28 protein-coding genes and 1 tRNA gene are annotated in these 25,087 nt (G+C 41.4%); 17 read left to right on the top strand and 12 right to left on the bottom strand.

Going from position 1 to position 25,087, the window contains the following annotated elements; translation table 11 throughout:
- Positions 1-87: 87 nt before the first annotated feature.
- From QOL23_RS04205 to QOL23_RS04165, 9 genes are read right to left on the bottom strand one after another with little or no spacing between them, the layout of a single operon-like run.
- On the bottom strand, positions 88-1,185 hold the full coding sequence (locus QOL23_RS04205) for an inositol-3-phosphate synthase (protein WP_283400342.1): 1,098 nt from the start codon (positions 1,183-1,185) through the stop codon (positions 88-90).
- Positions 1,186-1,566 (bottom strand): hypothetical protein, encoded by a 381-nt coding sequence (locus tag QOL23_RS04200; RefSeq protein ID WP_283400341.1) that lies wholly within the window; start codon positions 1,564-1,566, stop codon positions 1,186-1,188. It lies immediately after the preceding gene.
- Complete coding sequence (gene ybgF, locus QOL23_RS04195; protein ID WP_283400340.1) at positions 1,547-2,338, bottom strand: tol-pal system protein YbgF; 792 nt, start codon at positions 2,336-2,338, stop codon at positions 1,547-1,549. Before ybgF ends, QOL23_RS04200 begins: the two co-directional genes overlap by 20 nt.
- Entirely contained in the window at positions 2,335-3,411 is a 1,077-nt protein-coding gene (locus tag QOL23_RS04190) for an NAD(P)H-dependent flavin oxidoreductase (protein WP_283400339.1), read from the bottom strand. The genes ybgF and QOL23_RS04190 overlap by 4 nt, the downstream gene beginning before the upstream one ends.
- Positions 3,408-3,899: a 2-thiouracil desulfurase family protein gene (locus QOL23_RS04185; protein ID WP_283400338.1), complete on the bottom strand. Its 492-nt coding sequence runs from the start codon at positions 3,897-3,899 to the stop codon at positions 3,408-3,410. Before QOL23_RS04185 ends, QOL23_RS04190 begins: the two co-directional genes overlap by 4 nt.
- Entirely contained in the window at positions 3,892-5,100 is a 1,209-nt protein-coding gene (locus QOL23_RS04180; RefSeq protein ID WP_283400337.1) for a M16 family metallopeptidase, read from the bottom strand. The genes QOL23_RS04185 and QOL23_RS04180 overlap by 8 nt, the downstream gene beginning before the upstream one ends.
- On the bottom strand, positions 5,101-5,751 hold the full coding sequence (purN, locus tag QOL23_RS04175; RefSeq protein WP_283400336.1) for a phosphoribosylglycinamide formyltransferase: 651 nt from the start codon (positions 5,749-5,751) through the stop codon (positions 5,101-5,103).
- Positions 5,748-6,782 carry a phosphoribosylformylglycinamidine cyclo-ligase gene (purM, locus tag QOL23_RS04170; RefSeq protein WP_283400335.1) on the bottom strand — a complete coding sequence of 345 codons (1,035 nt, stop codon included), beginning with the start codon at positions 6,780-6,782 and terminating at the stop codon, positions 5,748-5,750. Before purM ends, purN begins: the two co-directional genes overlap by 4 nt.
- A gap of 1 nt (position 6,783) precedes the next feature.
- Positions 6,784-7,764 (bottom strand): 3'-5' exoribonuclease YhaM family protein, encoded by a 981-nt coding sequence (locus QOL23_RS04165; RefSeq protein WP_283400334.1) that lies wholly within the window; start codon positions 7,762-7,764, stop codon positions 6,784-6,786.
- 245 nt (positions 7,765-8,009) lie between these two features.
- Between QOL23_RS04165 and mnmA the strand changes: the two genes are divergently transcribed.
- Genes mnmA through atpC form a run of 8 tightly spaced genes read left to right on the top strand, consistent with a single transcriptional unit; the run spans position 8,010 to position 14,832 of the window.
- Positions 8,010-9,056, top strand: a complete 1,047-nt coding sequence (mnmA, locus tag QOL23_RS04160; RefSeq protein ID WP_283400333.1) for a tRNA 2-thiouridine(34) synthase MnmA — start codon at positions 8,010-8,012, stop codon at positions 9,054-9,056.
- Positions 9,053-9,493 (top strand): F0F1 ATP synthase subunit B, encoded by a 441-nt coding sequence (locus tag QOL23_RS04155; RefSeq protein WP_283400332.1) that lies wholly within the window; start codon positions 9,053-9,055, stop codon positions 9,491-9,493. Before mnmA ends, QOL23_RS04155 begins: the two co-directional genes overlap by 4 nt.
- A gap of 13 nt (positions 9,494-9,506) precedes the next feature.
- Positions 9,507-9,980: a F0F1 ATP synthase subunit B gene (locus QOL23_RS04150; protein ID WP_283400331.1), complete on the top strand. Its 474-nt coding sequence runs from the start codon at positions 9,507-9,509 to the stop codon at positions 9,978-9,980.
- Positions 9,981-9,991: 11 nt separating this feature from the next.
- Entirely contained in the window at positions 9,992-10,525 is a 534-nt protein-coding gene (atpH, locus tag QOL23_RS04145; protein ID WP_283400330.1) for an ATP synthase F1 subunit delta, read from the top strand.
- A gap of 27 nt (positions 10,526-10,552) precedes the next feature.
- The gene (gene atpA / locus QOL23_RS04140; RefSeq protein WP_283400329.1) at positions 10,553-12,061 is read left to right on the top strand and encodes a F0F1 ATP synthase subunit alpha; all 1,509 of its coding nucleotides are present in this window, start codon (positions 10,553-10,555) and stop codon (positions 12,059-12,061) included.
- A gap of 15 nt (positions 12,062-12,076) precedes the next feature.
- A complete protein-coding gene (gene atpG, locus QOL23_RS04135; RefSeq protein ID WP_283400328.1) occupies positions 12,077-12,937 on the top strand; it encodes an ATP synthase F1 subunit gamma in 861 nt (286 codons plus the stop codon).
- An 11-nt stretch (positions 12,938-12,948) separates the two neighbouring features.
- Positions 12,949-14,394 carry a F0F1 ATP synthase subunit beta gene (gene atpD, locus QOL23_RS04130; RefSeq protein ID WP_283400327.1) on the top strand — a complete coding sequence of 482 codons (1,446 nt, stop codon included), beginning with the start codon at positions 12,949-12,951 and terminating at the stop codon, positions 14,392-14,394.
- Positions 14,395-14,406: 12 nt separating this feature from the next.
- On the top strand, positions 14,407-14,832 hold the full coding sequence (gene atpC / locus QOL23_RS04125) for an ATP synthase F1 subunit epsilon (RefSeq protein ID WP_283400326.1): 426 nt from the start codon (positions 14,407-14,409) through the stop codon (positions 14,830-14,832).
- A 2-nt stretch (positions 14,833-14,834) separates the two neighbouring features.
- Here the strand turns inward: atpC and QOL23_RS04120 are convergent, their stop codons facing one another.
- Positions 14,835-15,176 carry a hypothetical protein gene (locus QOL23_RS04120; protein ID WP_283400325.1) on the bottom strand — a complete coding sequence of 114 codons (342 nt, stop codon included), beginning with the start codon at positions 15,174-15,176 and terminating at the stop codon, positions 14,835-14,837.
- A gap of 60 nt (positions 15,177-15,236) precedes the next feature.
- Here QOL23_RS04120 and QOL23_RS04115 point away from each other — a divergent pair, with 60 nt between their 5' ends.
- The 9 genes from QOL23_RS04115 (at position 15,237) to serA (ending at position 23,947) form a co-directional block, all read left to right on the top strand.
- On the top strand, positions 15,237-16,538 hold the full coding sequence (locus QOL23_RS04115) for an APC family permease (RefSeq protein WP_283400324.1): 1,302 nt from the start codon (positions 15,237-15,239) through the stop codon (positions 16,536-16,538).
- A gap of 25 nt (positions 16,539-16,563) precedes the next feature.
- Positions 16,564-16,639: transfer RNA gene (locus QOL23_RS04110), tRNA-Gly, on the top strand.
- A 25-nt stretch (positions 16,640-16,664) separates the two neighbouring features.
- Complete coding sequence (locus QOL23_RS04105; RefSeq protein ID WP_283400323.1) at positions 16,665-17,390, top strand: TonB family protein; 726 nt, start codon at positions 16,665-16,667, stop codon at positions 17,388-17,390.
- Positions 17,377-18,000 carry a lysophospholipid acyltransferase family protein gene (locus QOL23_RS04100; protein ID WP_283400322.1) on the top strand — a complete coding sequence of 208 codons (624 nt, stop codon included), beginning with the start codon at positions 17,377-17,379 and terminating at the stop codon, positions 17,998-18,000. The genes QOL23_RS04105 and QOL23_RS04100 overlap by 14 nt, the downstream gene beginning before the upstream one ends.
- Positions 17,988-18,752, top strand: a complete 765-nt coding sequence (locus QOL23_RS04095; protein ID WP_283400321.1) for an SAM hydrolase/SAM-dependent halogenase family protein — start codon at positions 17,988-17,990, stop codon at positions 18,750-18,752. The genes QOL23_RS04100 and QOL23_RS04095 overlap by 13 nt, the downstream gene beginning before the upstream one ends.
- Position 18,753: 1 nt before the next feature.
- Positions 18,754-20,634, top strand: a complete 1,881-nt coding sequence (gene mnmG, locus QOL23_RS04090) for a tRNA uridine-5-carboxymethylaminomethyl(34) synthesis enzyme MnmG (protein WP_283400320.1) — start codon at positions 18,754-18,756, stop codon at positions 20,632-20,634.
- Entirely contained in the window at positions 20,621-21,238 is a 618-nt protein-coding gene (gene rsmG / locus QOL23_RS04085) for a 16S rRNA (guanine(527)-N(7))-methyltransferase RsmG (RefSeq protein WP_283400319.1), read from the top strand. The genes mnmG and rsmG overlap by 14 nt, the downstream gene beginning before the upstream one ends.
- Positions 21,238-22,314 (top strand): tRNA pseudouridine(13) synthase TruD, encoded by a 1,077-nt coding sequence (gene truD / locus QOL23_RS04080; protein ID WP_283400318.1) that lies wholly within the window; start codon positions 21,238-21,240, stop codon positions 22,312-22,314. The genes rsmG and truD overlap by 1 nt, the downstream gene beginning before the upstream one ends.
- 31 nt (positions 22,315-22,345) lie before the next feature.
- Entirely contained in the window at positions 22,346-23,947 is a 1,602-nt protein-coding gene (serA, locus tag QOL23_RS04075; RefSeq protein ID WP_283400317.1) for a phosphoglycerate dehydrogenase, read from the top strand.
- Between the two features lie 32 nt (positions 23,948-23,979).
- Here serA and QOL23_RS04070 read toward each other — a convergent pair whose 3' ends face one another.
- Positions 23,980-24,666, bottom strand: coding sequence for a hypothetical protein (locus QOL23_RS04070; RefSeq protein WP_283400316.1), 687 nt, complete (start codon positions 24,664-24,666; stop codon positions 23,980-23,982).
- A gap of 46 nt (positions 24,667-24,712) precedes the next feature.
- On the bottom strand, positions 24,713-25,087 hold the full coding sequence (crcB, locus tag QOL23_RS04065; RefSeq protein WP_283400315.1) for a fluoride efflux transporter CrcB: 375 nt from the start codon (positions 25,085-25,087) through the stop codon (positions 24,713-24,715).

The raw sequence follows: 25,087 nt of genomic DNA, 5'->3' as shown, positions 1-25,087 counted from the left end.
CTGCCGATTGATTTTGTCAAGGCAAAAAATAAAAAATCCCCCTACCCCTTGCAACCTTATATTAAAGACTTTGGAAAGTTAAGTTTATTACCTTTCTATCTCGCCCTTTATGAACTTGTCAACCATCTCTTTCGCTTTCCAGTCTGGATACTGGATAGGCGGATGCTTCATCGTATAGGCAGAAATAGAGTAGAGAGGTCCTCCTATTTTTCTGTCTAAGGCGAGCTTGGCACACCTTATTGCATCAATAGCTGAACCTGCACTGTTCGGTGAATCTTCAACGGAAAGTTTGAGTTCTATATACATAGGAACATCGCCGAACAATCTTCCTTCAAGCCTTATGTAGGCTATCTTGTTATCTTTTAACCAAGGAACGTAATCGCTTGGACCTATGTGAATGTTGTCGCTTTCTATCGGATAAGGAATGAGAGAACGAACAGCTTCCGTTTTTGAAACTTTTTTCGTTTTTAATCTTTTTCTTTCCAGCATATTCAAGAAGTCTGTGTTTCCACCGAAGTTGAGCTGGTAAGTTCTATCTATCGGAACGCCTCTATCGCTCATGAGCGTTGCTAAAACTCTATGGGTTATCGTTGCGCCTACCTGTGACTTTATGTCATCACCAACTATCGGTAATCCTTTTTCTTTGAATTTTTCTGCCCATTCGCTGTCGGATGCTATGAATACGGGGATGCAGTTTACAAACGCACATCCTGCCTCTAAAGCGCACTGAGCGTAAAATCTCGTTGCTTCTTCCGAACCGACAGGCAGGTAGTTAACTACCACTTCTGCGCCACTTTCTTTTAAAACTTTTACAACGTCAACAGGTTCTTTATCAGCCGGAACGAACCTCTGGTCTTCTGGATAGTCAAGCATATGCTCTGCAAAGCCGTCCATTACAGGTCCCATCTGGACTTCAACGCCCATTTCCGGTACATCTGGGCAGAAAACGGTGGTGCAGTTTGGTTTTTCAAATATCGCCTTGCTTACATCCTTACCCACCTTTCTCGCATCTATATCAAAGGCAGCAACAACTTCTATGTCCCACGGCTTGTAGCCGCCAATGTCAAAGTGCATCAAACCGGAGATATCTTCTTCATTCTTTCCTTGGTAGTAGTAAATTCCCTGAACCAAGGAACTTGCACAGTTTCCTACTCCTACTATGGCTAACTTAACTTTTTTAGACATCTACTCTCCTCCCGCTCTGTACTTTTGGGCAAGCGTTTTAAACTCCTCTATTTTACTACTTATGTTGGAAAGTATTCTTTCCATCTCTTCCACAACCTTTGGGTAGTTTTCTGCTAAGTTCTCTACTATCTCCTGAATTACCTTTTCTCTTTCTTCTTCAGAGAAGTACTCTTTACCTTTCATTGCGTCTTCTATTAAAGCCATCTCAAGAAGTCCTAAAGTTAAAAGCAGAGGGTTCAGTTCTTCTGTTTTAAAGCGTTGCTTTAGGAATTCCATTACTCTATCGTAGTGGTTGTCTCCCGGTTTGAACTTTGAAAGTTCAAGGTTTAACCACAGGTCAACGCCTCTGTAGGCTAAACCTTTAATTGCTTTCTCCTCCATTTAAAGCTCCTGTTCCGTTTTCTGTGTTGTTTTCCGTTTCGTTCTCTGACTGTATCAGTTTTTCTATTTCAAGGAGTTTCACCTTTGCAATTGCTGCTTCTGGAGTTCCCTGATACTTGTCCATAACTTCTTGAAGCAGCTCAACCGCTTTATCGTAATCTCCTAAACCTTTGTAGCAGAGCGCTAATTTTAACATCGCATCCGGCACCTTGTTTCCTTCCGGGTACTTCTGCATTACCTCTTCAAAATATTTGGCTGCAGTTTCGTAGTCGTTGTGAGAGTAGTAGATTTCTCCTATCCAGTAGAGCGCGTTATCGGCAAGGCTACTCTGAGGATACTGCTGAACCAACTCTTCAAATAGTTGCTTTGCTTTTTCAAGGTCGCCTGCATCCATGGCGTTAAAGGCTTCTCTGTAGATATCCTTATCGCTCATGTTTACAACAGGCGTTGGCTGTTCGGAAACGCTGTTTCCACTTTCGGAAGGCATCTGCGTTATGGTTGGTGTTTGGCTGACCGTTATCGTTGAAAGTGTTTTTTCAACGTTTTCAAGCTTTTTCTTTACCTGGAATATTTCCTGCTCGTTGTTTGCTACTTTATCTTCAACCCTTGATACTCTTTCTTCTACAGCTGATACTCTGTGCTGGGTGGCGTCTAACCTTTCCTTCAGAACTTCTATCTCATTTTGGATTTGAGAAACGTTCGTGTTTGGTTGAACCTGAGTGCAGCTGGTTAAAGCTACCGCCAAAAGGGCTATAAGCGAAAATTTCTTCATTGCTCGCCTCCGAAATTGAGGTTTTTCTTTGCAAGTTCTTCTTCGCACTCTTTTACTAACTCTTCTATAAGTTCTTTTACCGAATACATTCTGTTGACTTTTCCTACATTACTACCTGCGAATACCAGTCCGTTTTCAACGTCTCCTTCAACCGATTTTAGCAGGACGTCGGCTATGCAGTAAATAGAATCAGCCTTGGCGCAGGTTTTGAGGCAGTTGAACGGGCAGGTGTGGGGGATTTTTCCTTCCTTTTCAAGCCTTTCTGTAAACGGATTTCTAACTGCGTGCGCCGGCATTCCAACAGGACTTTTTATGTATATTGAATCTTCCGCTTTAGCGTTAATTATATAGTCTTTGAAGTTCTGATGGGCGTCGCACTCGTAAGTGGCAATGAACCTCGTTGCTATCTGAACGCCTTTTGCTCCTATTTCAAAGGCTCTTGCCATGTCCTTGCCGTCAAAGATACCGCCGGCTGCTATTACCGGAATCTTAACGGCTTTAACTATGTCTGGTAGAACGTCCCATATGCTTTCCATCGTTCCAAGGTGTCCGCCCGCCTCACCGCTTTCAACGATTATCGCTGCAGCTCCAAGCCTTTCAGAAAGTTTTGCTCCTTTAGGCGTTGCCACTATTTCTATTAGAGGCATGTCAAATGTGTTGCATATCTTAAATACGTCTTTACCGAAGCCTGCACCTTGAATGATAAGGTCTGCACCGGCATCTATCGCCGTCATTAGAAGCTCGTAAAAGTGGGTAAGGGCATACATGATGTTTACGCCGATAATTCCGTTCGGCGCAAGTTCTTTCGCTTTTTTGATTTCTTCGGCAAGCTCTTCGGCGTAGTGGTAGGGTTTTAATCCTACGCTTTCTACGTCAACGCCCTTGCAAGTTGTTTTTAAAGGTTTTTTTCTGTCTTTTTCGTGAAGTAAAACCGCAGATATTACGCCTATGCCGCCTGCGTTTGCTACGGCTGCTGCTAACTTGTGAAGGGAGACCTTTGCGCCCATTCCCCCCTGAATAATGGGGTATTTTGGTTTTAAGTTTTTGATTTTAAGTTCAGGTAATCTACTCATAGAAACTCCTTCAGCAGTTTTTCTATTTTTTCAACGTCATCTGAACTGATAATTTTAAATCCTTTTTCTTCAAGAAGGGCTGCCGTTACGCCCCTTCCTCTTTTTAAAGTGTCTTCTTCAAATTTGTAAATGTATTTAACGCCGCACGATGGGCTTTTTTCCTTTAAAATGCACGCCACTAAATTATCCTTTAGCTTTTCTGCTGCAAACAGCGTTTCTTCTGCACCTTTTATAAAGTTTTTAGTAACGTCTTTCTGCTTTCCTTTAACGGTAAGAACTCTTGCGTTTCCTTTGATTACGTCAAGTCCTTCGCCTTTTTCTATCTTTGCCGGAGGTCTTGGAGTTGCCAGCCCGCCTAACTGCTCTGGACATAAGGGTAAGAGCAGTCCTTTTTTAAAAGCTTCTTCAAGCTCTGGCATGTAGTTGTTTCCGCCGCTATACTTGCAGTTAAAGCCCACAAGGCATGCGCTCACTATGAACCTAATCATCTTTGACCACCACAACGTGTTTTGGAGATTGGGAAGTTTTAACAGCAGCTTCTTTTAACGCTTCAGTTGGCAGGTCTTCTATCTTTTTTATGAAGGTTTCGTCGTAGTCTGGGGGGTGGGAGAGGATTTTCCAGAATCCCCTGTGCCAGCTTCTTTTGCTTCTCGTTTCAAGTTCCATGAGGTAGGAACCTTTCATGTACTCCTTCGCCCTTTTTACGCTTTCTTCCGTTACGAAATCTGGCAGGTTTTCAACGATTTTTTTCATTTCCTTTAGCGCTTCCTGCTCTTTTTCTGGGGTTGTCCCTATGTAGAGGAAAATCCTCCCATCACCTCTTCTCGTTGGAAACAAGCTTCCCGTTGAGTAGGCAAAACCTCTTTTTTCTCTTAATTCTTGAAATAGAACAGAGCCTATGCCTTCGCCTAAAACGGCGTTTAGCAGTTTAAACGCTTCGTACTCAGGGGAAGAAACGGAAGGTGCCTTTAAAGCCATCATTATGAATGATTGAGCTGAACCTTTTCTTGTAACGGTTTCTAATCTGTCTTCTTTTATTTGAGAGCAGGGGATTACTTCTTTAGTTTCTTTCGTTTTAAGGTTTTCCAGCGCAGTTACGATGAAGTTTTTATCGCTTTTAGAAAGTTTACCGCAGAAGGAAAATACCGTCTTCTCAGGGAATATCAGGTTTTTGAAGTAGTTTTCTGCATTTTTTCTGCTTATGGATTGAACCGTTTCTTCCGTTCCGTAAACGGGGAACTGGTAGGGGGTGTTTTCGTAAGTTATGGACATCAGCTTTTCGTATGCCAAAAGGAAAGGGTTTTCAAGGCGGGATTTTATGGCGGCTAAGAGGGTGGATTTTTCCGTTTTGAAGCTGTCTTCTGAAAAGTCGGGATTTTCCGCCGTTTCCAAAAAGAGAGAAAAGGCTTCTTTTAAACCTTCTGCCGTTGTCTGAAATCTAACCGTTGCGTAGTCGCACGAAACGTCTGGAACGAAAGAAGTTGAGTGTTTTTCTAAAGAGGCGTAAAAGCTTTGGGGCGTTCTGACTGCACTTCTTTTAAAGCCTGTCTTTAAGGAAAGCGTTGTTATGCCAGGCACAGGTTCTACTGCAGAACCGCCCGGAAGAAAAACTGAGCAGGCTACTATTTCCACTTCCGGCGCATCGTCAAAGATGACTTCTATGTTGTTTTTTAAGTTTAACGCTTCCATCTAAAAATCCTCTAAAGCTGGAACTGCCGGCAGTTTTGAGTAATCGGCGTTTTCAACGATTACGTTTCTTCCGTTTACCTTAATTCTTCCTTCAACGAACCACTTGATAGCCTGCGGGTATATGCGATGTTCAAAGGAAAGTATCTTTTCCGATAGAGTTTCTGGCGTATCTTCTGGCGAAACGGGGACGACTGCCTGAATAACGATTGGACCTGTGTCAACGCCTTCATCAACAAAGTGAACCGTTGCTCCGCTAACCTTAACGCCGTAACGTATTGCCTTTTCCTGTGCTTTAAGCCCGGGGAAGGAGGGTAGTAGTGCGGGGTGGATGTTGAGGATTTTCATCGGGAAAGCTTTTATAAAAACTGAGGTAACTATTTTTCTGTATCCTGCAAGACAAACAAGGTCAACGTTTAAATGTTTTAGGATTGCAACGATTTTGGCGTCGTAAGTTTCTCTGTCGGGAAAGGAGGTTGGGTCAACGAAAATCCAGTTTATACCTAACTTTTCTGCTCTTTCTATTGCCTTGGCGTTTCTGTTGTCTGTTATGAGGACGGGGAGGTTGGCGGGGATTTTGCCGCTTTTTACAGCTCTTGCTATTGCTTCAAAGTTGCTTCCCCGTCCTGAAGCTAAAACGGCTATTCTTTTCATTTTATTACTACTTCTCCGCTTCCTTCAGTAATTTCACCTATTACGTAAGGAGTTTCTCCCTTTTCCTTTAAGAATTCAACTGTTTTTTCAGCATTTTCCTTATCTACCACTACGGTTAAGCCAATTCCCATGTTGAAAGTTTTAAACATCTCTTCTTCTGGAACGTTCCCCTTTTCCTGAATGAATTTGAATATGGGTAGAACTTCCCAGCTTCCTTTTTCTATTACTGCGTTTACGTTTGGCGGCAGTATGCGTTTAAGGTTACCTGGTATTCCTCCGCCTGTTATGTGTGCTATGCCCTTTACTTTAATTTGCTTAATTAGTTCAAGGATAGGGCGGACGTAGATGCGGGTGGGGGTGAGGAGGATTTTGTAAACGTAATCACCCAACTCTTCTACGTAATCATCAACTTTTAACTTGAGAATGTCAAAAAAGAGTTTTCTCACCAATGAGTAGCCGTTGCTGTGAATTCCTGAAGATGCAAGCCCTATTACAACGTCTCCCGGTTTTATCTCTTTTCCTGCTATGTATTCATCTTTTTCAACTACTCCTACAACAAAGCCTGCAAGGTCGTATTCGCCTTCAGTGTAAAAGTCCGGCATTTCTGCCGTTTCTCCGCCTATTAAAGCGCAGCCTGCGATTTCACATCCCTTTGCGATTCCTTTTATAACGGCTTCTGCCGTATCAACAGAAAGCTTTCCTGTGGCGAAGTAATCTAAAAAGAAGAGAGGTTGAGCACCTACCGTAAGTATGTCGTTTACGCACATTGCCACTAAGTCTATTCCTATCGTATCGTGAACGTCAGCCATCTGGGCCACTTTGAGTTTCGTCCCCACGCCGTCTGTTCCTGAAACCAGAACGGGATTTTTATACTCTGATGGCAGAAGATAACCTGCCCCGAAGCCTCCAATTCCGGCTAAAACGTTTTCGTTGAAGGTCTTCTTTGCTAACGGCTTTATTCTGTCAACTAACTTATCTCCGGCTTCTATGTCAACGCCGGCATCTTTATAGGTGAGAGGTTTCTTTTCCATCTTACTCCTCTTCTTCGTATTTGAATTCTCCATCAAAAAATATTGGAACTTCAAAAGCAAAATGTCTCCTCGTCCAGCCTTTTTTATCTCCTAATTCCCTTTCTATGTGTTCTTCAAAACCTTTAACCCTTGAATCAAGGGCATCTGCGTAGGCAAGCGCAACAGCTTCAAGCGTTTTCGGTTTTTTGGGTGAACCGTGCTCGTATTCTCCGTGGTGGGACAGGATGCAGTGAATAAGCTTCGTTTTCAATTCTTCAGGAAAGTTGGGGATTTCCCTTATCTTCGTGGCTATCATTTCACAACCTATATAAAGGTGACCTAATAAAATTCCTTTGTCTGTTCTCGTTATAGCGATGTCCACCGCATATTCCTCTACTTTTCCAATATCGTGAAGGAGGGCTGCTGTAAGTAAAAGGTCTCTATCTATTGACTTAAAGCGTTTAGCTATTGTCTCGCAAATTTCTGCAACTCCCAATGTGTGTTCTAACAGTCCGCCTATTGATGCGTGGTGAATTGTTTTTCCTGCTGGGGCTTTATTGAACTTTTCAACAAAGTTATCGTCGTAGAAGAACGATTCTAAGAGGGTGCGGAGGGGGGGATTTTGAACAGATTCAACGAATTCAAGTAACTTTAAGAATTGCTCATCTATGGGGAAACGTGTTTTCGTTATAAACTTTTCGGGGTCAAATTCTTCTCTTTCTGCATGCCTTATAACGTTGAGTTTAGGTTGCAGATTACCTTGAAAATATTCTACGTGTCCTGAAACGAATACAACGTCTCCCTTTTTAAATATGGTAAGGTCAGCATCTTTAGGAGGTTTCCACCATAGGGCTGTAAAAGTTCCCGTCTTGTCGGAGAGGATTAACCTTAAGAATGGTTCTCCCGTTCTATGCTTTCTTATTTCAACGTGTTCAACTACAAAGTAACCTTCAAATGGTGCTCCAGGCGGAAGAGGATATATATCTCTTACGAATAGGTCCACTTTTAACCTCTGTACGGAGGATTTGTTTTATGAATTATCCTATAACTTAAATTAAGAAACAATTGCAGGATAAATTTCTTTCTCTTGATTAAAATTCAAACTAAACGGCATCGGGAAGTTGACAAATTGAAATTGATAACTATTATTAATAGCAGACACCCCCTATCCCCCTCCCTCCTCCCCATAGATGTAAAGGGCGCCTGCAACGGGCGCCCTTCTTTTTTTGTTGATAAAATATCCGTACCATGAAAGAAAAAGTAATAGTAGGCTTCAGCGGTGGAATAGATAGTTTTTTCGCCTCTCTCATATTAAAAGAGCAGGGTTTTAATGTCCTTCCTGTATATTTCAAACTTTTTCCTGATGCTGATGTAGATAAAGTTAGAAAAAAGGCTTCTCTTTTAAACCTTTCCTTAACTGTTTTAGACCTTTCTAAAGAGTTTAGAGAAGTAGTAATAGAAAGGTTTATCGACTATTACAAAAAAGGGTTAACTCCTAACCCCTGTGTTCTATGCAATAGGGAAATAAAGATAAAGTATTTGGAATTAATAAGAAAGGAAGTAAAGGCTTCTTATATTGCCACAGGTCACTACGCAAAAATAGAGTATTTTTCTCAGTGGAATAGAAAGTTGATAAAGAGGGGAAAAGATAGAAAAAAGGAGCAATCTTATTTCCTTTCTATGGTTCGATCAGAAGATTTAAAGTATTTGCTTTTACCTCTCGGTGATTTTAAAAAGGAAGAAGTTTCTCAGTTAATTAAAGACTTAGGTTATGAGTGGGAGGAAAAAGAGAGTCAAGATGTTTGTTTTATAAAAAGTGATTATAGGGAGTTTTTGAAACGTTTTATTCCTCCGCTTCCTGGAAAGTTTGTTCTTCAAAGTGGTGAGGTTTTAGGAAGTTATGAATATCCGTATTCCTATACGGTTGGACAACGCAAGGGTTTGAACATTCCTTACAAGTATCCGCTTTACGTTATAAAGGTTTTGCCTTATCAACGTAAGATTGTTGTGGGAAAAAAAGAGATGCTCTACAAAGAGGAAGTATTCGTGAAAGATGTGGAGTGGCATCTTCTTCCGGATTTAGTCCCGAATCAAGAGGAAATTTCTGTTCAAATAAGGTACAGGGCGAAACCTGTCAATATCGGAAAAATAGAGTATTTAAAAAATGGTATTTATTGTGTAAAATTACGCCCGAAAGTTGAAGCTCCAGCACCAGGACAGGTGTGTGCCTTTTATTACAACAATCTCCTCATGGGAGGAGGAGAAATAATAGAACCTCAAGGAGTAGGGAGATGAAAGAAAGTATAGTCAGCATCAGCTGGTTATGGCTCTCCGTACAAGCTATTAACTTCCTCGTTTTTATGTTCTTAATCAACAAATTCCTTTTCCAGCCGTTATTACGCCTCATGGAAGAAAGAGAAAAAGAATTGGAAGTACATTACTCAGAAATTGAATCCTTAAAGGCGAAGGCTCAGAGCTTACTGGAAGAAGTAGAGAAACTTCTTGCAGAAGCAAGAGCCAAAGCGAAAGAGATAATAGATGAAGCGGTTAGAGAAGCTAAGAAGGAAAGAGACAGAATTCTTTCAGAGGCTCACCAAGAAGCTGCTGCTAAGATAGAGAGTGCCAAGCAGGAGATTTGGTCTGCGTTTGAGGTAGAGAAAGCTAAGTTAGAGAAAGAAGCTGAGCAAATTGCTGAAGAAATAGTGAGAAAGATATTAGGAAAGGCAGCTTAATAGAGGAGGAAGGATGGAACACGGCGGAAACCTTCTGTTCTGGAAATTAGTGAACACTGTAATCTTAATAGCCATACTTTACTGGCTTTTAAGAAAACCGGTTTCTCGTTTTATTTCTGATGGAATTAACGCGGTAGTTAGTAAGTTTGAGAAGGCTAAGCAAGAAAAAGAAGAAGCGTTAAAGCTTCTTAAACAGGCGGAAAGAAAGTCTGAAGAAGCAAAAGCTGAAGCTGAGAAAATTCTTGCCTACTCAAAAGAACTTGCTCAAAAAGAGAAAGAACAGATAATAGCCGAAGCAAAGAGTACAGCGGAAAGAATAATAGCTATGGCAGATGAGGAGATAGAAAAAGAGGTATTTAAGGCTAAAGAGGAACTCAAGAAATTTGCAGCTCAGAAGGCTGTGGAACTTGCAGAGGAGAAGTTAAAGGGTTCAATAACGCCTGAAGCAAACAAAAAGCTTATTGAAACAAGCCTTCAAAAGCTTTAGGAGGGATCAAGTTGAGACTGGAAGTTAGAGTAGCAAGAAGGTACGCTAAAGCGTTGGTTGATGTTTTACCAGAGGAGAAGCTTGAAAAGGTGCTTGAAGAAGCTAAAACGATAAATCAGCTTATTGACGACAGGGCTATTCGTTACTTTAAAAGTCCTGTTGTAGCTGTAGAGAAGAAGAAGGCTCTTATAGAACAGATTCTTTCAAAAGTGGAGATTACAGAAGAGCTTAAAAGAGTGCTTCTTCTTATGGCTGAAAAGAATAGATTGGGAATTTTGAGAGAGTTTGTTTCAGAGCTTGAATCTTTGGTAGATGCAAGGTTGGGTATTGTAAAGGCTGAAATAACGAGCGCTACTGAACTTGATGATGATACTCTGGAAAAGATAAAAGCTAAAATAGAGGAACTCTTCGGGAAGAAAGCTGAGATATCGGTAAGCCTTGATCCCTCCCTGATAGGCGGCTTCATAGTAAAGGTTGCAGATAAAATCATAGATGCTTCTATAAAAACTCAGCTTGAAAACTTAAAGAAAGTTATTGCCGATTAACATAAAAACAGTTAGCGAGGTGAAGGGATGCAAGTAAGGGCAGAGGAAATTTCCGAACTAATAAGAAAACAGATTGAAGAGTTTGAAGCTTCCGTAAAGCTTGATGAGACAGGAATTGTTATCAAAGTTGGTGATGGTGTTGCGAGAGTTTATGGTCTTGAAAACGTTGAGTACGGTGAAGTTGTAGAGTTTGAGGATGGAACAGAAGGTGTTGCTTTCAACCTTGAAGAGGACAACGTAGGTGTCGTTCTCTTGGGTGAAGGAAAGGGAATCGTAGAAGGTGGAAAGGCAAAGAGAACGGGAAGAATTCTTGACATGCCTGTTGGTGATGGTCTTATTGGAAGAGTTCTTGACCCTCTTGGAAGACCGATTGACGGTAAAGGGGATATTGATTACGTAGAAAGACGTGCAGTTGAACGTATTGCTCCTGGTATTGTTACAAGAAAGCCTGTTCATGAACCTCTTCAAACAGGAATTAAAGCTATTGACGCTCTTATACCTATCGGTAGAGGGCAGAGAGAGCTTATTATCGGTGATAGACAAACTGGTAAAACAACTATCGCTATAGACACAATTCTTAACCAGAAAAGAGAAGGCGTTATCTGTATTTACTGTGCAATTGGTCAGAAACGTTCAACTGTAGCTCAGACCATTCAGCTTCTTAAAGAACATGGTGCTATGGATTACACGATTGTAATTTCTGCTACAGCTTCTGAACCCGCTGCACTCCAATATCTTGCACCTTACTCTGCTGTGACAGTTGCAGAATATTTCAGAGATACAGGAAGAGCTGCTCTCATTATCTACGACGACCTTTCAAAGCAAGCTGTAGCTTATAGAGAGATGTCCCTCCTCTTGAGGCGTCCACCTGGTAGAGAGGCTTATCCTGGAGACGTTTTCTATCTCCACTCAAGACTTCTTGAAAGGGCTGCTAAGCTTAAAGATGAACTCGGTGCTGGTTCTCTTACGGCTCTCCCAATCATTGAAACTAAAGCTGGAGATATTTCTGCTTACATTCCTACGAACGTTATCTCTATTACTGATGGTCAGATTTTCCTTGAAACTGACCTCTTCTATAAAGGTCAAAGACCTGCTATTAACGTAGGTCTTTCCGTTTCAAGGGTTGGTGGTGCAGCTCAGATTAAAGCAATGAAGCAAGTTGCAGGTAAGCTTCGTCTTGAACTTGCAAGATATAGAGAACTTGAAGCTTTTGCGCAGTTTGCTTCTGACCTTGACCCAGCCACAAGAGCGCAGCTTGAACGTGGTAGAAGGTTAATGGAGCTTCTCAAGCAACCACCTTATCAACCAATTCCGGTTGAAAAGCAGATAGTTGCTTTCTTTGCGGCTATTAACGGATACCTTGACGATATACCTGTTGAAGCTGTTACGAAGTTTGAAAGAGAACTCTACGCATTTATGGACGCAAAGCATCCTGAAATCCTGAAAGAGATTTTGGAGAAAAAGAAACTTGATGATGAGCTAACAGAGAAACTTCACGCAGCCATTAAGGAGTTTAAGGCTACGTTTACTGCGTAATTGGAGAGGTAGAAAATGCCTGGAATGAGAGAAATAAAAGCTAAGATAAAGAGTCTTAAAGGAACTAAGCGGATAACCGCCGCGATGAAGGCGGTGTCCGCTGCCAAACTCCGTAAGGCGCAGGTAGACCTTTTTAACGTTAGACCTTATGCTGAAGTAATGAAAGGGATGGTTGAAGGTCTCTACCTGAGGGAAAATCCCGCCATTCACTCCATCTTCCGCGTACGCCCCGTTAAGCGTATAGAATTCGTTGTTGTATCCTCTGATAAAGGTCTATGTGGAGCTTTTAACGCCAACATTATTAGAACTGTTAACAAACTTGCCAGAGAAAAGAAGGAGCAAGGCATAGACATTAGTCTTACAACAGTAGGAAACAAAGCTTCTCAATTTTTCACTAAATACTCTGACCTTCACGTAAGAAAAGAAGTTAGAGATATTTTCCGCAGAATTGGTCTTCCTTTGGCTAACGAAATTGCTGAAGACCTTTACTTAGGTTATATCTCCGAATACTTTGATGAAGTCTATATTATTTACAATAGATTCGTTAACGCCCTTACTCAAGAAGTTACTGTTGAGAGAGTTTTGCCTCTTACCACTGAAGTGGAGGAAGGAACTCCAATAGCTGAATATACTGTAGGACCAGACGAAAGCGTTGTTGAAAGAGCTGTTAAATCTTACGTCTCTGCTGCAGTTCTTAGAGCTTTAAAGGAATCCGAAACTTCCGAACATGCAGCGCGTATGACAGCTATGGATAACGCTACAAAGAACGCAGAAGACCTCATCAAGAAACTTACAATCTCCTTCAACAAGGCAAGACAGGCTGCAATTACGAAGGAGCTTATAGAAATCACAACAGCTATTGAAGCAATGAAATAGGGAGGATAGATATGGCGGAACATAAAGGTAAGATAGTTCAAATTGTAGGACCTGTTATAGACGTTGAGTTTCCTGATGGACATCTTCCAAAAATTTACCACGCTTTGAGAGTCCCCAACGTTAAGACTATTACGTGGGACGGTAAAGTTACTACTGGCGACCTTATGCTTGAAGTTCACCAACAGCTTGGTGAAAATAGGGTAAGATGCGTTGCTTTTGGTGCTACAGAAGGCTTAAAGAGAGGAATGGAAGTAATAGATACAGGTGATTACCTTAAAGTTCCTGTTGGTCACGCTACAAGAGGAAGAATTTTCAACGTTGTGGGACAACCTATTGATGAACAGGGACCGGTTGAAGCTGAAGAATACTGGCCTATTCACAGACCAACTCCACCTCTTACAGAGCAGAAATCTACAGCAGAAATTTTTGAAACGGGAATTAAGGTTATTGACCTTCTTGAACCGTATGCCAAAGGTGGAAAGACAGGACTGTTCGGTGGTGCTGGAGTTGGTAAGACCGTTCTTCTTATGGAGCTTATCCATAACGTTGCAATGAAGCACGGTGGTTTCTCTGTATTTGCTGGCGTTGGTGAGAGAACAAGAGAAGGAACAGACCTCTGGCTTGAAATGAAAGAGTCCGGCGTTCTTGACAATACAGTTCTTGTTTACGGTCAGATGAACGAGCCTCCTGGTAACAGATGGCGTGTTGCAATGACCGGTGTTACAATGGCTGAATACTTTAGGGATGTAGAAGGAAGAGACGTTCTCTTCTTCGTTGACAACATGTTCAGGTTTATTCAGGCTGGTGCAGAAGTTTCCGCTCTTTTAGGTAGAATTCCTTCTGAGGTTGGTTATCAGCCAACGCTTGCAACAGAAGTAGGTGCTATTCAGGAGCGTATTACTTCTACGACAAAGGGTTCTATTACGTCTGTTCAGGCTATTTACGTTCCTGCTGACGACTTTACAGACCCAGCTCCGTTTACGTTGTTTGCTCACCTTGACGCAACAACAGTTCTTTCCCGTTCATTGGCTGAGCAAGGTATTTATCCAGCTGTTGACCCTCTTGAATCTACATCTCGTATGCTTGACCCTAACATTGTTGGTGAAAGACACTACCGCGTAGCAAGAGAAGTTCAAAGATATCTCCAGCGTTATAAAGAACTCCTTGAAATTATTGCAATCTTGGGTATGGAAGAGCTTTCCGAAGAGGACAAGCTTGTAGTTCACAGAGCAAGAAGAATTCAGCTCTTCCTCACTCAGCCGTTCCACGTTGCTGAGGTCTTTACAGGTATGCCTGGACGTTACGTAACGATAGAGGAAACAATTGAAGGTTTTGAAAAGATAGTAAACGGTGAGCTTGACCACCTTCCTGAAAACGCTTTCTACATGGTTGGTAATATAGATGAGGCTATTGAAAAAGGTGAAAAGCTTATGAAGGAAGCAGAAGCTAAGAAATAAGGGAGAGCATAGATGGCTGCTACAAAGGGAATTCCAGCAGAGATGAAGTTGCTCCTCGCTTCCGCTACGGGGAAGCATTACGAGATAGATGCAAAAGAAGTTTACGTTGAAACTGACGACGGTGACTTGGGCATCCTACCAGGTCACCAGCCTGAGTTCTACTCCGTTGGTGCTGGTTACGTTAAATGTAGAAGTGCTGAAGGAGAGGAGATAACGAAGTTGGTGTTCAACGGATTCGTTCAGGTAGAACCAGATGTTGTAAGGATAGGTGTTCAGGAAATTTACGAACCCGGAGAAGTTGATACTGCTGCAGTTGAAGCGGAGATAGGAAAATTGAAAGAAGAGCTTGCTTCTCTTACTGAGGAGGAAGAGGAAGCTAAGGCTAAAATAGAAAGAGAAATTAAAATGAGGGAAACTCTCATAAAGAAGGCTCGTTAGCGTTAGCTGCGAGCCTTTTCCTTTTTCATTAAATATTTCATCAATAAAACGCCAATTCCCAGTCCTACGACAAGTCCACCTGACAGATAAAGTAGTTTCTTAGAAGTTCCTTCTGGAAGTTTATTTACAGGTTTAGGGATTTCCTCTCTGGTTAAACCTGGAGCTACTTCTATTATTTTTCCCGATTCAGTTCTGATTTTTATAACTTCAACTTCTCTGTTTCCTATTTTCTCTTTTGTTATCCAAGCTTCTACAGGTTTATCTTCAGCGAAAGTTTTGTTTGTTAGAGCGAAAGTTGGTAGGAATAGAAAAATAAAAAGGGTGTATATGGCTAATTTCTTCATTTTATTTCCTCTCAAGTAGTTCCTGCTACAATTGATTTTACCAAAGGAAAGAGGTTTGCTATGAAAAAGGAAGGTAAACTTACGCTATTGCAGGCTATAGCTATGGCTGTAGGAACGATGATAGGTGCCAGTATATTCTCCATATTTGGCTACGGCGTAAAAATAGCAGGAACCGGACTTCCTTTTGCGTTTTTCTTAAGCGGTATTTACGCTTTAATGGTAGCCTATTCCTACGCCTACTTTGGAAAAAATTTCGTTTCAAACGCAGGACCGATTGCTTTTATAGAGAAGGGATTTGGGGATAGCCCCATTGTCGGTGCGTTAAGTATTTTGATGTGGATGAGTTTTGTTGTTTCAATCTCTCTGTTCGCTATAAGTTTTTCAGGTTATTTTATTCCCCTTGTTCACCTTAACAACAGTTTTCATCCCGTTGTTGAAGTTTTGATAATTGCTCTATTCGGAGCGCTTAACTATTCTGGAGGTAGCAGACTTATTGGTAGATTAGAGTTTTGGATAGTTCTCTTTAAACTCTTGGTGCTTTTAACCTTTGTAGCTGCTGCTTTTTATGCGTTCCATCCCGAATATCTCAAGTTTAATACGTCTCCGCAGTTTATAAAAGGGATACTGACTGCATCGGTTGTTTTCTTCCTATCCTACATGGGATTTGGCATTGTAACCAACGATAGCGAAAATATAGAAAATCCCCAACTCAACGTCCCAAGAGCTATCTATATAAGTATTTTCATCGTTATGGCTGTTTACGTTGCAGTTTCATTGGCTGCTTTAGGTTCTCTGCCAGCTGAAGAATTGGTGAAATACAGAGAAAACGCCCTTGCCGTTGCTGCGCAACCTGTTTTAGGTAATTTCGGTTACTTTCTACTTTCCATAGGTGCCCTTGCAAGTATTACTTCTGCCCTTAACGCCACGCTCTACAGCGGTGCAAACGCAGCCTATGCTCTTATGAAAAAAGGTTACATTCCTCATCCTGAAATGCAGAGGAGAAGAGAGTGGATGGGAGAACACTTTGGACTTTACCTTACCTGCACTCTTGCGCTTTTATTTACGCTCCTGTTTAACGTCACTTCAGTTGCTTCTATCATAAGCATAATAACCACCGTTATCTATATAGGTGTTATAGTATCCCACCTTAGGCTTGCCGATAGGATAGGCGGCAGGAAGGGGATAATATTCTTTAACTTGATAGTTATAACTTTTGTAGCTTTCCAGATTATTCTCTTTCAGCTAAGAACGAACAAACTTACGTTTATCGTCACCGTTTTAGTGTTTTTGGTTTCCTATCTTCTTGAAAAGTTTTACTACGGTAAAAGGCGGGAAATAAGACTCTTGACCCCAAAAGGTTGATTTTATATCTTTCTTTCGTGGAAGGGCGGGCGTAGCTCAGCTGGTAGAGCATCAGCTTCCCAAGCTGAGGGTCGCGGGTTCAAGTCCCGTCGCCCGCTCCATTAAATCCTTGTGGATAAAATCTATATGGAAGATAGAAAGGTTACCTTTTTCTCCTCGTTAGCTTCGGTGTTTATTCACGCAGTTATCTTTTCCATTCCCGTTTTTTCAGGAGTAATTTTTTCAAAGACTTACAAGTTGGTGGAAACAGTACCTTTAACTTTTGATACTGCAGTTGATGCAAATCTGATAGGTGAAAGGGCAGTTAAAGGAAGTAAGGAAGAGTCTTCTCCTTCCGATAAAAGTTTCGTTCCTGACGGTAAAAGTTCAAAAAAGGCTACAAAGTTTAACGCCAAGGTCTCTTCTAACCAGAATAAGGGAAACGACAACAACCGTTTTTCTGACAGAGGAATAGTTCTAAGCAACAGGTTTGTTGAAGTTAGAAAGGAGCAAGGTAACGGGAAACTTTCTCTTGTCTTTTCAAACAACGCCAAAAAAAACGGGAAAGAAAAAGTTCCAGCCGTTAAAATGAGTAGGGTTGTTCCTTACCTGTTAAGAGTTAGAGATAAAATTCTCTCAAATTGGCAGCCGCCGTACACAGAAGAAAAGAGCAAGGAAATAGTAACCATTTACCTTACCATAGCGAGTAATGGAAAGGTGGAGGAGATAAACGTTGAAAAACTTTCTTCCAGTGTACCGTTTAATCGTTCAGCAATAACGGCTATTTACGATTCTGAGCCTTTTCCTCCTTTTCCTAAAAGTATGAAAGGTATATCGGAAGTAAGGGTGAAGGTGAACTTTGAGAATAGATAAAGAACGTTTACTTGCATTTCTTCTTAAAGGTTGGGTGAGAACTCTGCGGATTGATGTAGAGTTTCTGTCTCCTATACAGTTTCCTTCCATATTTGCTTTCTGGCATGGGAGGATGTTCGTCCTTCCTTTTGTTTTTGAACGCTACGCTGAAAAGGTGAACGTTCTAATCAGCAGGCATAGGGACGGTGAGTTTGCAGCTAAGTTGATAGAAGCAATAGGGTTTAAAACCGTAAGGGGTTCTACAGGAAAGGGGAAAGGTGGAGAAAGAGCGTTTCTTGAAATGGTAAAAATTCTTTCAAGAGGAGAGGCTGTAGCCATTACTCCTGATGGACCGAAAGGACCTGCTGAAAAGGTAAAGAAAGGGATAGTAAAACTATCTATGAAGACAGGCGTTCCCGTATATCCGATAAGCTTTTCGGCAAAACCCTGTTATCGTTTTAACTCGTGGGATAGTTTTATGTTGCCTCTGCCTTTTTCAAGATGTGTAGTAAGGGTTGGGAAACCTGTATATCCGGCGCAACTTTCAGAAGATGAACTCAAAGAAAGGATAGAATTAGAATTGAAGAAGCTAACCGATTTGTGCGATGAGGAGGCGGGATGGAAAAAATAGTAGCTCTTGTATCCGATTACGGTTTAAAAGACCACTACGTTGGAACTGTTCACGCTGTTATTAAAAGTACCGACCCGGAGATTCAAATCATTGACATAACCCATAACGTTCGCCCTTTTGACGTTGTTGATGGAGCTGTAAAGCTGAAGTGGTCTTACAAATATTTTCCTTTAGGAACAGTATTTTTAGCGTTAGTTGACCCTGACCCTAATGCTGAACCTGTTATCGTTTCTACTGAAAGGTACTTTGTCGTTTGCCCAAACAACGGAATAGTAAGTTTGATGGCAGAAGAAGAACCTATTGAGAGCGTTTACCTTATAACTGCAGACCATTACTTTTTGGAAGGAAAAGGAAACTTTAGGGGAAGAAATCAGCTTGCACCTATAGCAGCAGAGCTTTCAAGGTTGCAAAATCCGTCTCACTTTGGCGAAAAGGTGGAGAAAAACCGCTTAAAGCTGTTTAAGCTTCCTCCTAACGTTAGAGTTTCAGATAACGTTGTAGAAACGATTGTTCTTGACGTTGATTCCTTCGGCAACGTTGTTCTAAACCTGCCTGTTGACAAACCTGTAAGGTCTGTGGAGATAAACGGTAAGAGAATTGAAAAGTTCTTGTCTTCATTTTCTGGAGTTCAAAAGGGAGAGTTGTTTATTTCTATTAATCCTGAAGGGTATCTGCAAATAGTTGCTTACATGACAAGCGCAGCTGCTCTTTTAGGCGTTAAGAGAGGACAAAAAGTGAGAGTGGAGTTTTAAGATGTGGGATGGCGTTTACGACGTCATAGTCGTTGGTGCCGGGCATGCCGGATGTGAAGCTGCTCTGGCTGCGGCAAGAATGGGTTGTAAAACGGCGCTGTTTGTTATCAATAGCGACAGAATAGCTGAAATGTCTTGTAACCCTTCTATTGGTGGCGTGGCGAAGGGAACGGTCGTCAGGGAGATAGACGCTTTAGGCGGTGAAATGGCTAAGAACATAGACGCCACCGGCATTCAGTTCAGGATTTTGAACAAAAAGAAGGGACCAGCTGTAAGAGCACCAAGGGCGCAGGCGGATAAGTACGCCTACAGAGAGAGGATGAAAAGAGTTATAGAGGAAACGGACAATCTTGACGTTGTGCAGCAAATAGTTGATGACATTATAGTTGAAGATGGAAAAGTGAAAGGGGTGGTCACCCATTTAGGCGCTAAGTACGGTGCAAAGGCGGTTGTGGTTACCGCTGGAACTTTTTTAAGAGGAAAGATAATCATAGGCTTTGAAGAGTTTGAAGGCGGTAGGATGTGGGAACCTGCTGCGAATAAACTTTCCTCTTTTTACGAAAGGCATGGCTTTCGCGTTGCAAGATTAAAAACAGGAACGCCTGTAAGGATAGATGGAAGAACGATAGATTTTTCAAAAATGGAAAGGCAGGACGGCGATGAGCCACCTCCCTTTTTCTCTTACTGGACAGAACCTAAAGAGATTGAGCAAATTCCGTGCTGGTTAACTTACACCACGCCGGAAACTCACAGGATAATAAGGGAGAACCTTCACCGTTCTCCTATGTACGGGGAGTGTAAGCTTATAACAGGCGTCGGCGTTCGTTATTGTCCTTCCATTGAAGATAAAATCGTTAAGTTTCCAGATAAAGAGAGACACCACGTTTTCGTTGAGCCAGAGGGAAGAAACACTGTAGAGTTTTATCCGAACGGAACTTCAACGAGCCTTCCTTACGACGTTCAGGAGCAAATAATCCATTCAATTCCCGGACTTGAAAACGCAAAGATAATAAAACCGGCTTACGGGATTGAGTACGACTTCGTTGACCCGACGCACCTCTACCCTACACTTGAGACGAAGCTGATAAGAGGTCTTTTCAACGCAGGTCAGATAAACGGAACGACCGGTTACGAAGAAGCTGCGGGTCAGGGGATAGTTGCCGGGATAAACGCTGCCCTTTACGCTATGGGTAAGGATGAAAGGTTCGTTTTAGGTAGGGATGAAGCTTACATAGGCGTTATGATTGACGATTTAGTTAATAGAGGAGTTAGAGAACCTTACAGGCTATTTACTTCCCGCGCTGAGTACAGGTTACTGCTGAGGTACGATAACGCCGATTACAGGCTGGCGAAATACGGCTACAAGTTCGGGCTGTTAACGAGAGAGCAGTACGAAAGGGTAAAGAGGAAGTATGAAACAGTAAAAGTTTTCATAGAGAAACTTAAGGAGATAAAGATTAAACCTTCTGAAAGCCCCGTTGAGATTAAAGAGACGAAGAGCGCTTACGAACTCCTTAAAAGACCGGAAGTCAAATTAGAAGATATCTTAAAGGTTGTTCCTGTAAAGGTTTCTGTTGACGATGAGAAACTTTTAAGGGAAATCTTGGAAGAAGTAGAGATAGAGGTTAAGTACGAAGGTTACATAAAGAGACAGCTTGAAGAAGTAAGGAGGTTCAGAAAACTTGAGAACGTGAAAATTCCGAAAGATTTTGACTACGACGTTGTTCCTATATCTATAGAGGAAAAACAAAAGTTAAAAGAGATGAAGCCTTTAACTTTAGGTCAGGCTGCAAGACTTGAAGGAATTAGACCTGCATCTATACCTATACTTTCTATCTACATAGAGAAGTGGAAAAGAGGTGAGTTTCGTGAAAAGACTTAAAGAGCTTTGCTCTCTCAACGGTATTGAGATAGAAGATATATGTTTGAATCAGTTTGAGAAGTATAAGGAGCTTTTGAAAAAGTGGGGAAGGAGAATTAACCTTACCTCTTTACTTTCTGACGAGGAGATAGAGGTTAAACACTTCTTTGATTCCCTTTTAGGTTTGAAAGCTTTTGAAGAAGCGGGTTTGAGCATTTCTGAAAAGAGATTTTGCGACGTTGGAAGTGGAGCAGGATTTCCCGGAATTCCGCTTGCCATTGTTGTTAAGAGTTCTTTTTTCAGCCTAATTGAGTCAAGGCACAAGAGATGTGTATTTTTAGAACAGGTTAAAAGAGAGCTAAAGTTAGAAAATGTGAAGGTTTTCTGCCAGAGAATAGAGGAGCATTATGGCGATTACGATTACCTGCTGATGAGAGCGGTTAAAGACCCTGAAACGGCTGTTGAGATGACTTCTCAGTTTTTAGAAGAAGGTGCTGTTCTGTGCATCTACAGGGGAAGAGAGAAATTTGAAGGGGAAATACCTGGTTATGAGGTTGAAGAGGTTGTTCTTAAACCTGAAGGAGTGGATTTTACCCGCAGATTTTTATTCATTAAGAAAGTGTAATGGCTAAGATTAAGACAATTCCTGAAGATTTCGTTGTAGAAGAAATTTTAAAAACTCCTTTAAAGAAGGAGGGAGCTTACAGAGTTTATAAGCTTACAAAGAAAGGGCTTGAGACTGACGAAGCAATCAGAAAGGTAGCGAAAAGTTCAAGCGTTCCTTCTCTCCTTATATCTTACTGCGGTCTAAAGGATAAAAACGCTGTTACAACCCAATTCATAGCCGTTCCTTCAGACAAAAGGCTAAGAGAACCTTCCGATGAAAGGATAAAGCTAAAAGAAGTGGGTTTTTTAAACAGAAAGCTATCACCATCTTTGATAAAAGAAAATAAATTCACTATAAAAGTTCGTAATGCAGAACTGCCCGATAGTAGAAGAGTAGAGGTTTTAAGGCGTTTTGGTATCCCCAACTACTATGGCGAACAGCGGTTTACGCCTGTCAGGAAAGGAGCGTTTTTCGCAGAATTGCTTGCAAAGGGATTAAAAAAGGAGGCTTTGCTTTACCTTTTTACGCCTGCAGGTTGGGAAGGTTCAAGAGATAGGAAGGGTAAGAAGGTGTTTATTTCTGGCAATTACGAAGAGGCAGCTAAGTATTTTAAAGGGTGGAGAAAAAAGGTAGCCAAGGCTTTAGCTGAAGGGAAAAGTTTTGAAGAGGCGTTTTCTTTGATTCCTAAAAGGGAAATTGAGTTTCAGTTTAACGTTTTTCAGAGTTTTCTTTTTAACGAGTGGCTTGCGAAAGAAGTGATGAGAAGAACGGAAAACTATTTGAAGTTTAAGTATAAGGTGGGGTTTATGGTATTTCCGATGGAAGACGTTGGAGAGTTGAAGGAGAGGGAGGTGGGGATTTTTCACCCTGAAAAGGAGTGGAATATTTATGAAAAGGTGTTGAGAGGGAGAGGTGTTGAGGTGGGGGATTTTCTTCCTCTTTCCTGTTTTTTTCATCCTTTTAAAAGGAGAACGTTTGCTGAAGTGAAACGTTTGAAACTTAAAAAGTTTGAATGGGGAGTTAAGCTGTCCTTTTCTCTGCCATCTGGAAGTTACGCGACTAACGTAGTAAGGTTTCTTTACGATGCAGTATAATCAGCAACTAACAATCAGTAGGAGGTTATAAATGGATAAATTCAAAATTTTAGTTACAGAACATATAGCGGATGCGGGAATCAATCTTCTCAAAAGTCAACCAGATGTTGAGCTTACCTATGACCCAGAACTGTTTAGAGATTTCAACAAAATTCTTTCAATAATTCACGAATACGACGCTTTAATTACGAGAAGTGGAACGCCTGTGACAGAAGAACTGTTTGAGAGAGCCAAGAGATTAAAAGTTGTCGGTAGAGCAGGTGTAGGTGTTGACAATATAGACCTTGACGCTGCTTCACGAAGAGGAATTTTAGTTGTTAACGCTCCGACCGGCAACACTTTAGCGGCTACAGAACATACAATGGGAATGATGATTGCAGCCGCAAGGCAGATTCCTTACGCTCATAACTCTTTAATGATTGAGAAAAGGTGGGATAGGAAGAAGTTTATGGGCGTTGAGCTTGCAGGCAAAACGCTTGGAATTATCGGTTTTGGAAGAATAGGTTCAAGAGTTGCCATTAGGGCGAAAGCTTTTGATATGAAGGTCATAGCTTATGACCCTTACATAAAGAAAGAAAAGGCAGAGAGACTTGGAGTTGAATTAGTTGATGAGCTTGATGAACTCCTTAAGAGGTCTGACATTATAACGGTTCACACTCCACTAACAGAAGAAACGAAAAATATGATAACTAAGAAAGAGATTGAGAAGATGAAAGATGGCGTTATTCTCCTCAATATAGCGAGGGGAGGAATTATTAACGAGGAAGACCTTTATGAAGCGCTTGTAAGCGGTAAAGTTAGAGCAGCAGCAATTGACGTTTTTGCAAAAGAACCTGCAACCGATAACATTCTTCTTAAAGCACCGAACATTGTAGTTACTCCTCACATAGGTGCGAATACTTACGAATCACAAACAAACGTTGCAGTGATAATAGCCAATCAGGTGCTTGCTGCTTTGAGGGGTGAAGAGGTAGAGTTCGCCGTTAACGCTCCTTACGAGGATACTGCTGCAGCGAAAGTTTTAAAGCCATTTATGGAGCTTGCTGAGAAGCTTGGACTTTTTGCTGTTCAGGTTGCTTGCTCAAGGTCTAAGGAGATAACTCTTGAGTTTAGAGGGGACTTGGGAGAAGATACATCTCCTTTAGTTACTGCTTTTCTCAAAGGATTCTTACAGAAGATTGTTGATATCCCTGTTAATTTGATAAACGCTCCATTCCTTGCGAAAGAGAAAGGAATTTCTGTTGTTGAAGTTAAGAGACCTGAAGGTATTAATTTCAAGAAGTTAATAAGGGTTTCCTGCAAGTCTGATAGAGGAGAGTTCACCATTGCCGGAACGGTTATGGACGATAAGTTCCCTAAAATTGTTGAGATTAACGGCTTCCTGTTTGACTTAACGCCAGAAGGAAAGCTTTTACTCATTAAGAATATTGACGTTCCGGGAGTGATAGGAAAGTTAGGTTCTATCTTAGGTAAGTACAGCGTTAATATCGCCGGGTTCCAGCTTGGAAGAACGGAAAAAGGTAAAGAAGCTAAGGGCGTAATTTTGGTAGATGATGACGTTCCTGCTGAAGCTATAGAAGAGATTAAGAAGATTCCAGAGATAATGGAAGTAAAACAGATTACGCTATCTTAGTTAAGTCCCCCTTTAAGGGGGGCTATAGTTTTCTATCTCATCATAGGAAAGGAAGGTACGTTCTGGGGGAGGTTCCCCGGTGGAGGCGGAAATTGACCTGGCGGCATCTGAGGTGCAGGTGATGGAGCAAGTGGAGGAGCGGGTAGTTTAAAGGCATCGTTGGATACCTTTTTCCTGAATTCTTCTAAGGTCATTTCCATAGTACTTTCGTTACCTTCTGTTTTTAAATACCAGACGATGCCGTCTTTATCGGCGCATATTGTTGTTTTCTCTCCATCTTTTACTAAGTAGCAGGTAGTTTTGTGTCCGTTAACAATCTTTGTACCGATTTTCTTGTATTCCTTTTCCGAGGAGAAAAGGTCGTTCATGTTTAGGGGCTTTTCTGTTTGACGGGAAGTGAAGTTTGTAGAACCCATGAGGAAGCAAAACCATCGGTCTTGTGGGGTTTTAGCACAGGCGTAACTTTTGTTATTTATGGTGTAGGTTCTTGTTTCTACGTTTTGGGAAGGAACTGACATGTCTATTCTGCTTTTATCTTCTTTTCTGTAGTAGGTGTAAGTCCCTTCTCTTGCGCTCTTTACATTTTCCGTTTTCAGTTTTATCCGGTATTTTGCTTTGAACTCTTTAATTTTTAGGAAGTTTTCAAGTTCTGGTGGAAAACTACCTGCAAAGGCTGGCGTTGATAGTGAGAAAAGTAGAAATAATAAAAACTTCTTCATTTTCTCCCCCCGATTAAATTATTAATCAATTATACCAATGACACTGTTAAACTCTAAATAGGAGACGGAAAAAAGCTATACCTCCTGTGGTTGCTGTAAGACAGGTTATTACGTTAACGGCAACGTTGAAAAACGCTTTAAGGAAAAGCCCCTCCTGTATAAGAACTACTGTTTCGTAGCTGAAGGTTGAAAAGGTTGTTAATGCCCCTAAAAAACCTGTTATTAACATTGCTTTCCATTCTGGTGCTATAACGTATTCAAACACCATTACTAAAAAACCTATCAAGAAGCTTCCTAAAACGTTGACGCATAACGTTCCTACTGGAAACGTTGTTCCTAACGTTTTCTGAACGAATCCGGCTATGAGAAATCTCGCTATTGCGCCTAAAAATCCACCCACCCCCACATAAACCGCCAGCAT

This window comes from Desulfurobacterium pacificum (genome assembly GCF_900182835.1).
Classification (GTDB): Bacteria; Aquificota; Aquificia; order Desulfurobacteriales; family Desulfurobacteriaceae; genus Desulfurobacterium_B; species Desulfurobacterium_B pacificum.
The sequence above is the reverse complement of the archived record's forward strand: the minus strand, read 5'-3'. Positions and strand labels throughout refer to the sequence as shown.

What these genes read in the sequence shown, in the direction of transcription:
- QOL23_RS04205 (WP_283400342.1), bottom strand. Translation starts at nt 1,185, where the DNA reads ATGTCTAAAAAAGTTAAGTTAGCCATAGTAGGAGTAGGAAACTGTGCA.
- QOL23_RS04200 (WP_283400341.1), bottom strand. Translation starts at nt 1,566, where the DNA reads ATGGAGGAGAAAGCAATTAAAGGTTTAGCCTACAGAGGCGTTGACCTG.
- ybgF (WP_283400340.1), bottom strand. Translation starts at nt 2,338, where the DNA reads ATGAAGAAATTTTCGCTTATAGCCCTTTTGGCGGTAGCTTTAACCAGC.
- QOL23_RS04190 (WP_283400339.1), bottom strand. Translation starts at nt 3,411, where the DNA reads ATGAGTAGATTACCTGAACTTAAAATCAAAAACTTAAAACCAAAATAC.
- QOL23_RS04185 (WP_283400338.1), bottom strand. Translation starts at nt 3,899, where the DNA reads ATGATTAGGTTCATAGTGAGCGCATGCCTTGTGGGCTTTAACTGCAAG.
- QOL23_RS04180 (WP_283400337.1), bottom strand. Translation starts at nt 5,100, where the DNA reads ATGGAAGCGTTAAACTTAAAAAACAACATAGAAGTCATCTTTGACGAT.
- purN (WP_283400336.1), bottom strand. Translation starts at nt 5,751, where the DNA reads ATGAAAAGAATAGCCGTTTTAGCTTCAGGACGGGGAAGCAACTTTGAA.
- purM (WP_283400335.1), bottom strand. Translation starts at nt 6,782, where the DNA reads ATGGAAAAGAAACCTCTCACCTATAAAGATGCCGGCGTTGACATAGAA.
- mnmA (WP_283400333.1), top strand. Translation starts at nt 8,010, where the DNA reads ATGAAAGAAAAAGTAATAGTAGGCTTCAGCGGTGGAATAGATAGTTTT.
- QOL23_RS04155 (WP_283400332.1), top strand. Translation starts at nt 9,053, where the DNA reads ATGAAAGAAAGTATAGTCAGCATCAGCTGGTTATGGCTCTCCGTACAA.
- QOL23_RS04150 (WP_283400331.1), top strand. Translation starts at nt 9,507, where the DNA reads ATGGAACACGGCGGAAACCTTCTGTTCTGGAAATTAGTGAACACTGTA.
- atpA (WP_283400329.1), top strand. Translation starts at nt 10,553, where the DNA reads ATGCAAGTAAGGGCAGAGGAAATTTCCGAACTAATAAGAAAACAGATT.
- atpG (WP_283400328.1), top strand. Translation starts at nt 12,077, where the DNA reads ATGCCTGGAATGAGAGAAATAAAAGCTAAGATAAAGAGTCTTAAAGGA.
- atpD (WP_283400327.1), top strand. Translation starts at nt 12,949, where the DNA reads ATGGCGGAACATAAAGGTAAGATAGTTCAAATTGTAGGACCTGTTATA.
- atpC (WP_283400326.1), top strand. Translation starts at nt 14,407, where the DNA reads ATGGCTGCTACAAAGGGAATTCCAGCAGAGATGAAGTTGCTCCTCGCT.
- QOL23_RS04120 (WP_283400325.1), bottom strand. Translation starts at nt 15,176, where the DNA reads ATGAAGAAATTAGCCATATACACCCTTTTTATTTTTCTATTCCTACCA.
- QOL23_RS04115 (WP_283400324.1), top strand. Translation starts at nt 15,237, where the DNA reads ATGAAAAAGGAAGGTAAACTTACGCTATTGCAGGCTATAGCTATGGCT.
- QOL23_RS04105 (WP_283400323.1), top strand. Translation starts at nt 16,665, where the DNA reads ATGGAAGATAGAAAGGTTACCTTTTTCTCCTCGTTAGCTTCGGTGTTT.
- QOL23_RS04095 (WP_283400321.1), top strand. Translation starts at nt 17,988, where the DNA reads ATGGAAAAAATAGTAGCTCTTGTATCCGATTACGGTTTAAAAGACCAC.
- mnmG (WP_283400320.1), top strand. Translation starts at nt 18,754, where the DNA reads ATGTGGGATGGCGTTTACGACGTCATAGTCGTTGGTGCCGGGCATGCC.
- truD (WP_283400318.1), top strand. Translation starts at nt 21,238, where the DNA reads ATGGCTAAGATTAAGACAATTCCTGAAGATTTCGTTGTAGAAGAAATT.
- serA (WP_283400317.1), top strand. Translation starts at nt 22,346, where the DNA reads ATGGATAAATTCAAAATTTTAGTTACAGAACATATAGCGGATGCGGGA.
- QOL23_RS04070 (WP_283400316.1), bottom strand. Translation starts at nt 24,666, where the DNA reads ATGAAGAAGTTTTTATTATTTCTACTTTTCTCACTATCAACGCCAGCC.
- crcB (WP_283400315.1), bottom strand. Translation starts at nt 25,087, where the DNA reads ATGCTGGCGGTTTATGTGGGGGTGGGTGGATTTTTAGGCGCAATAGCG.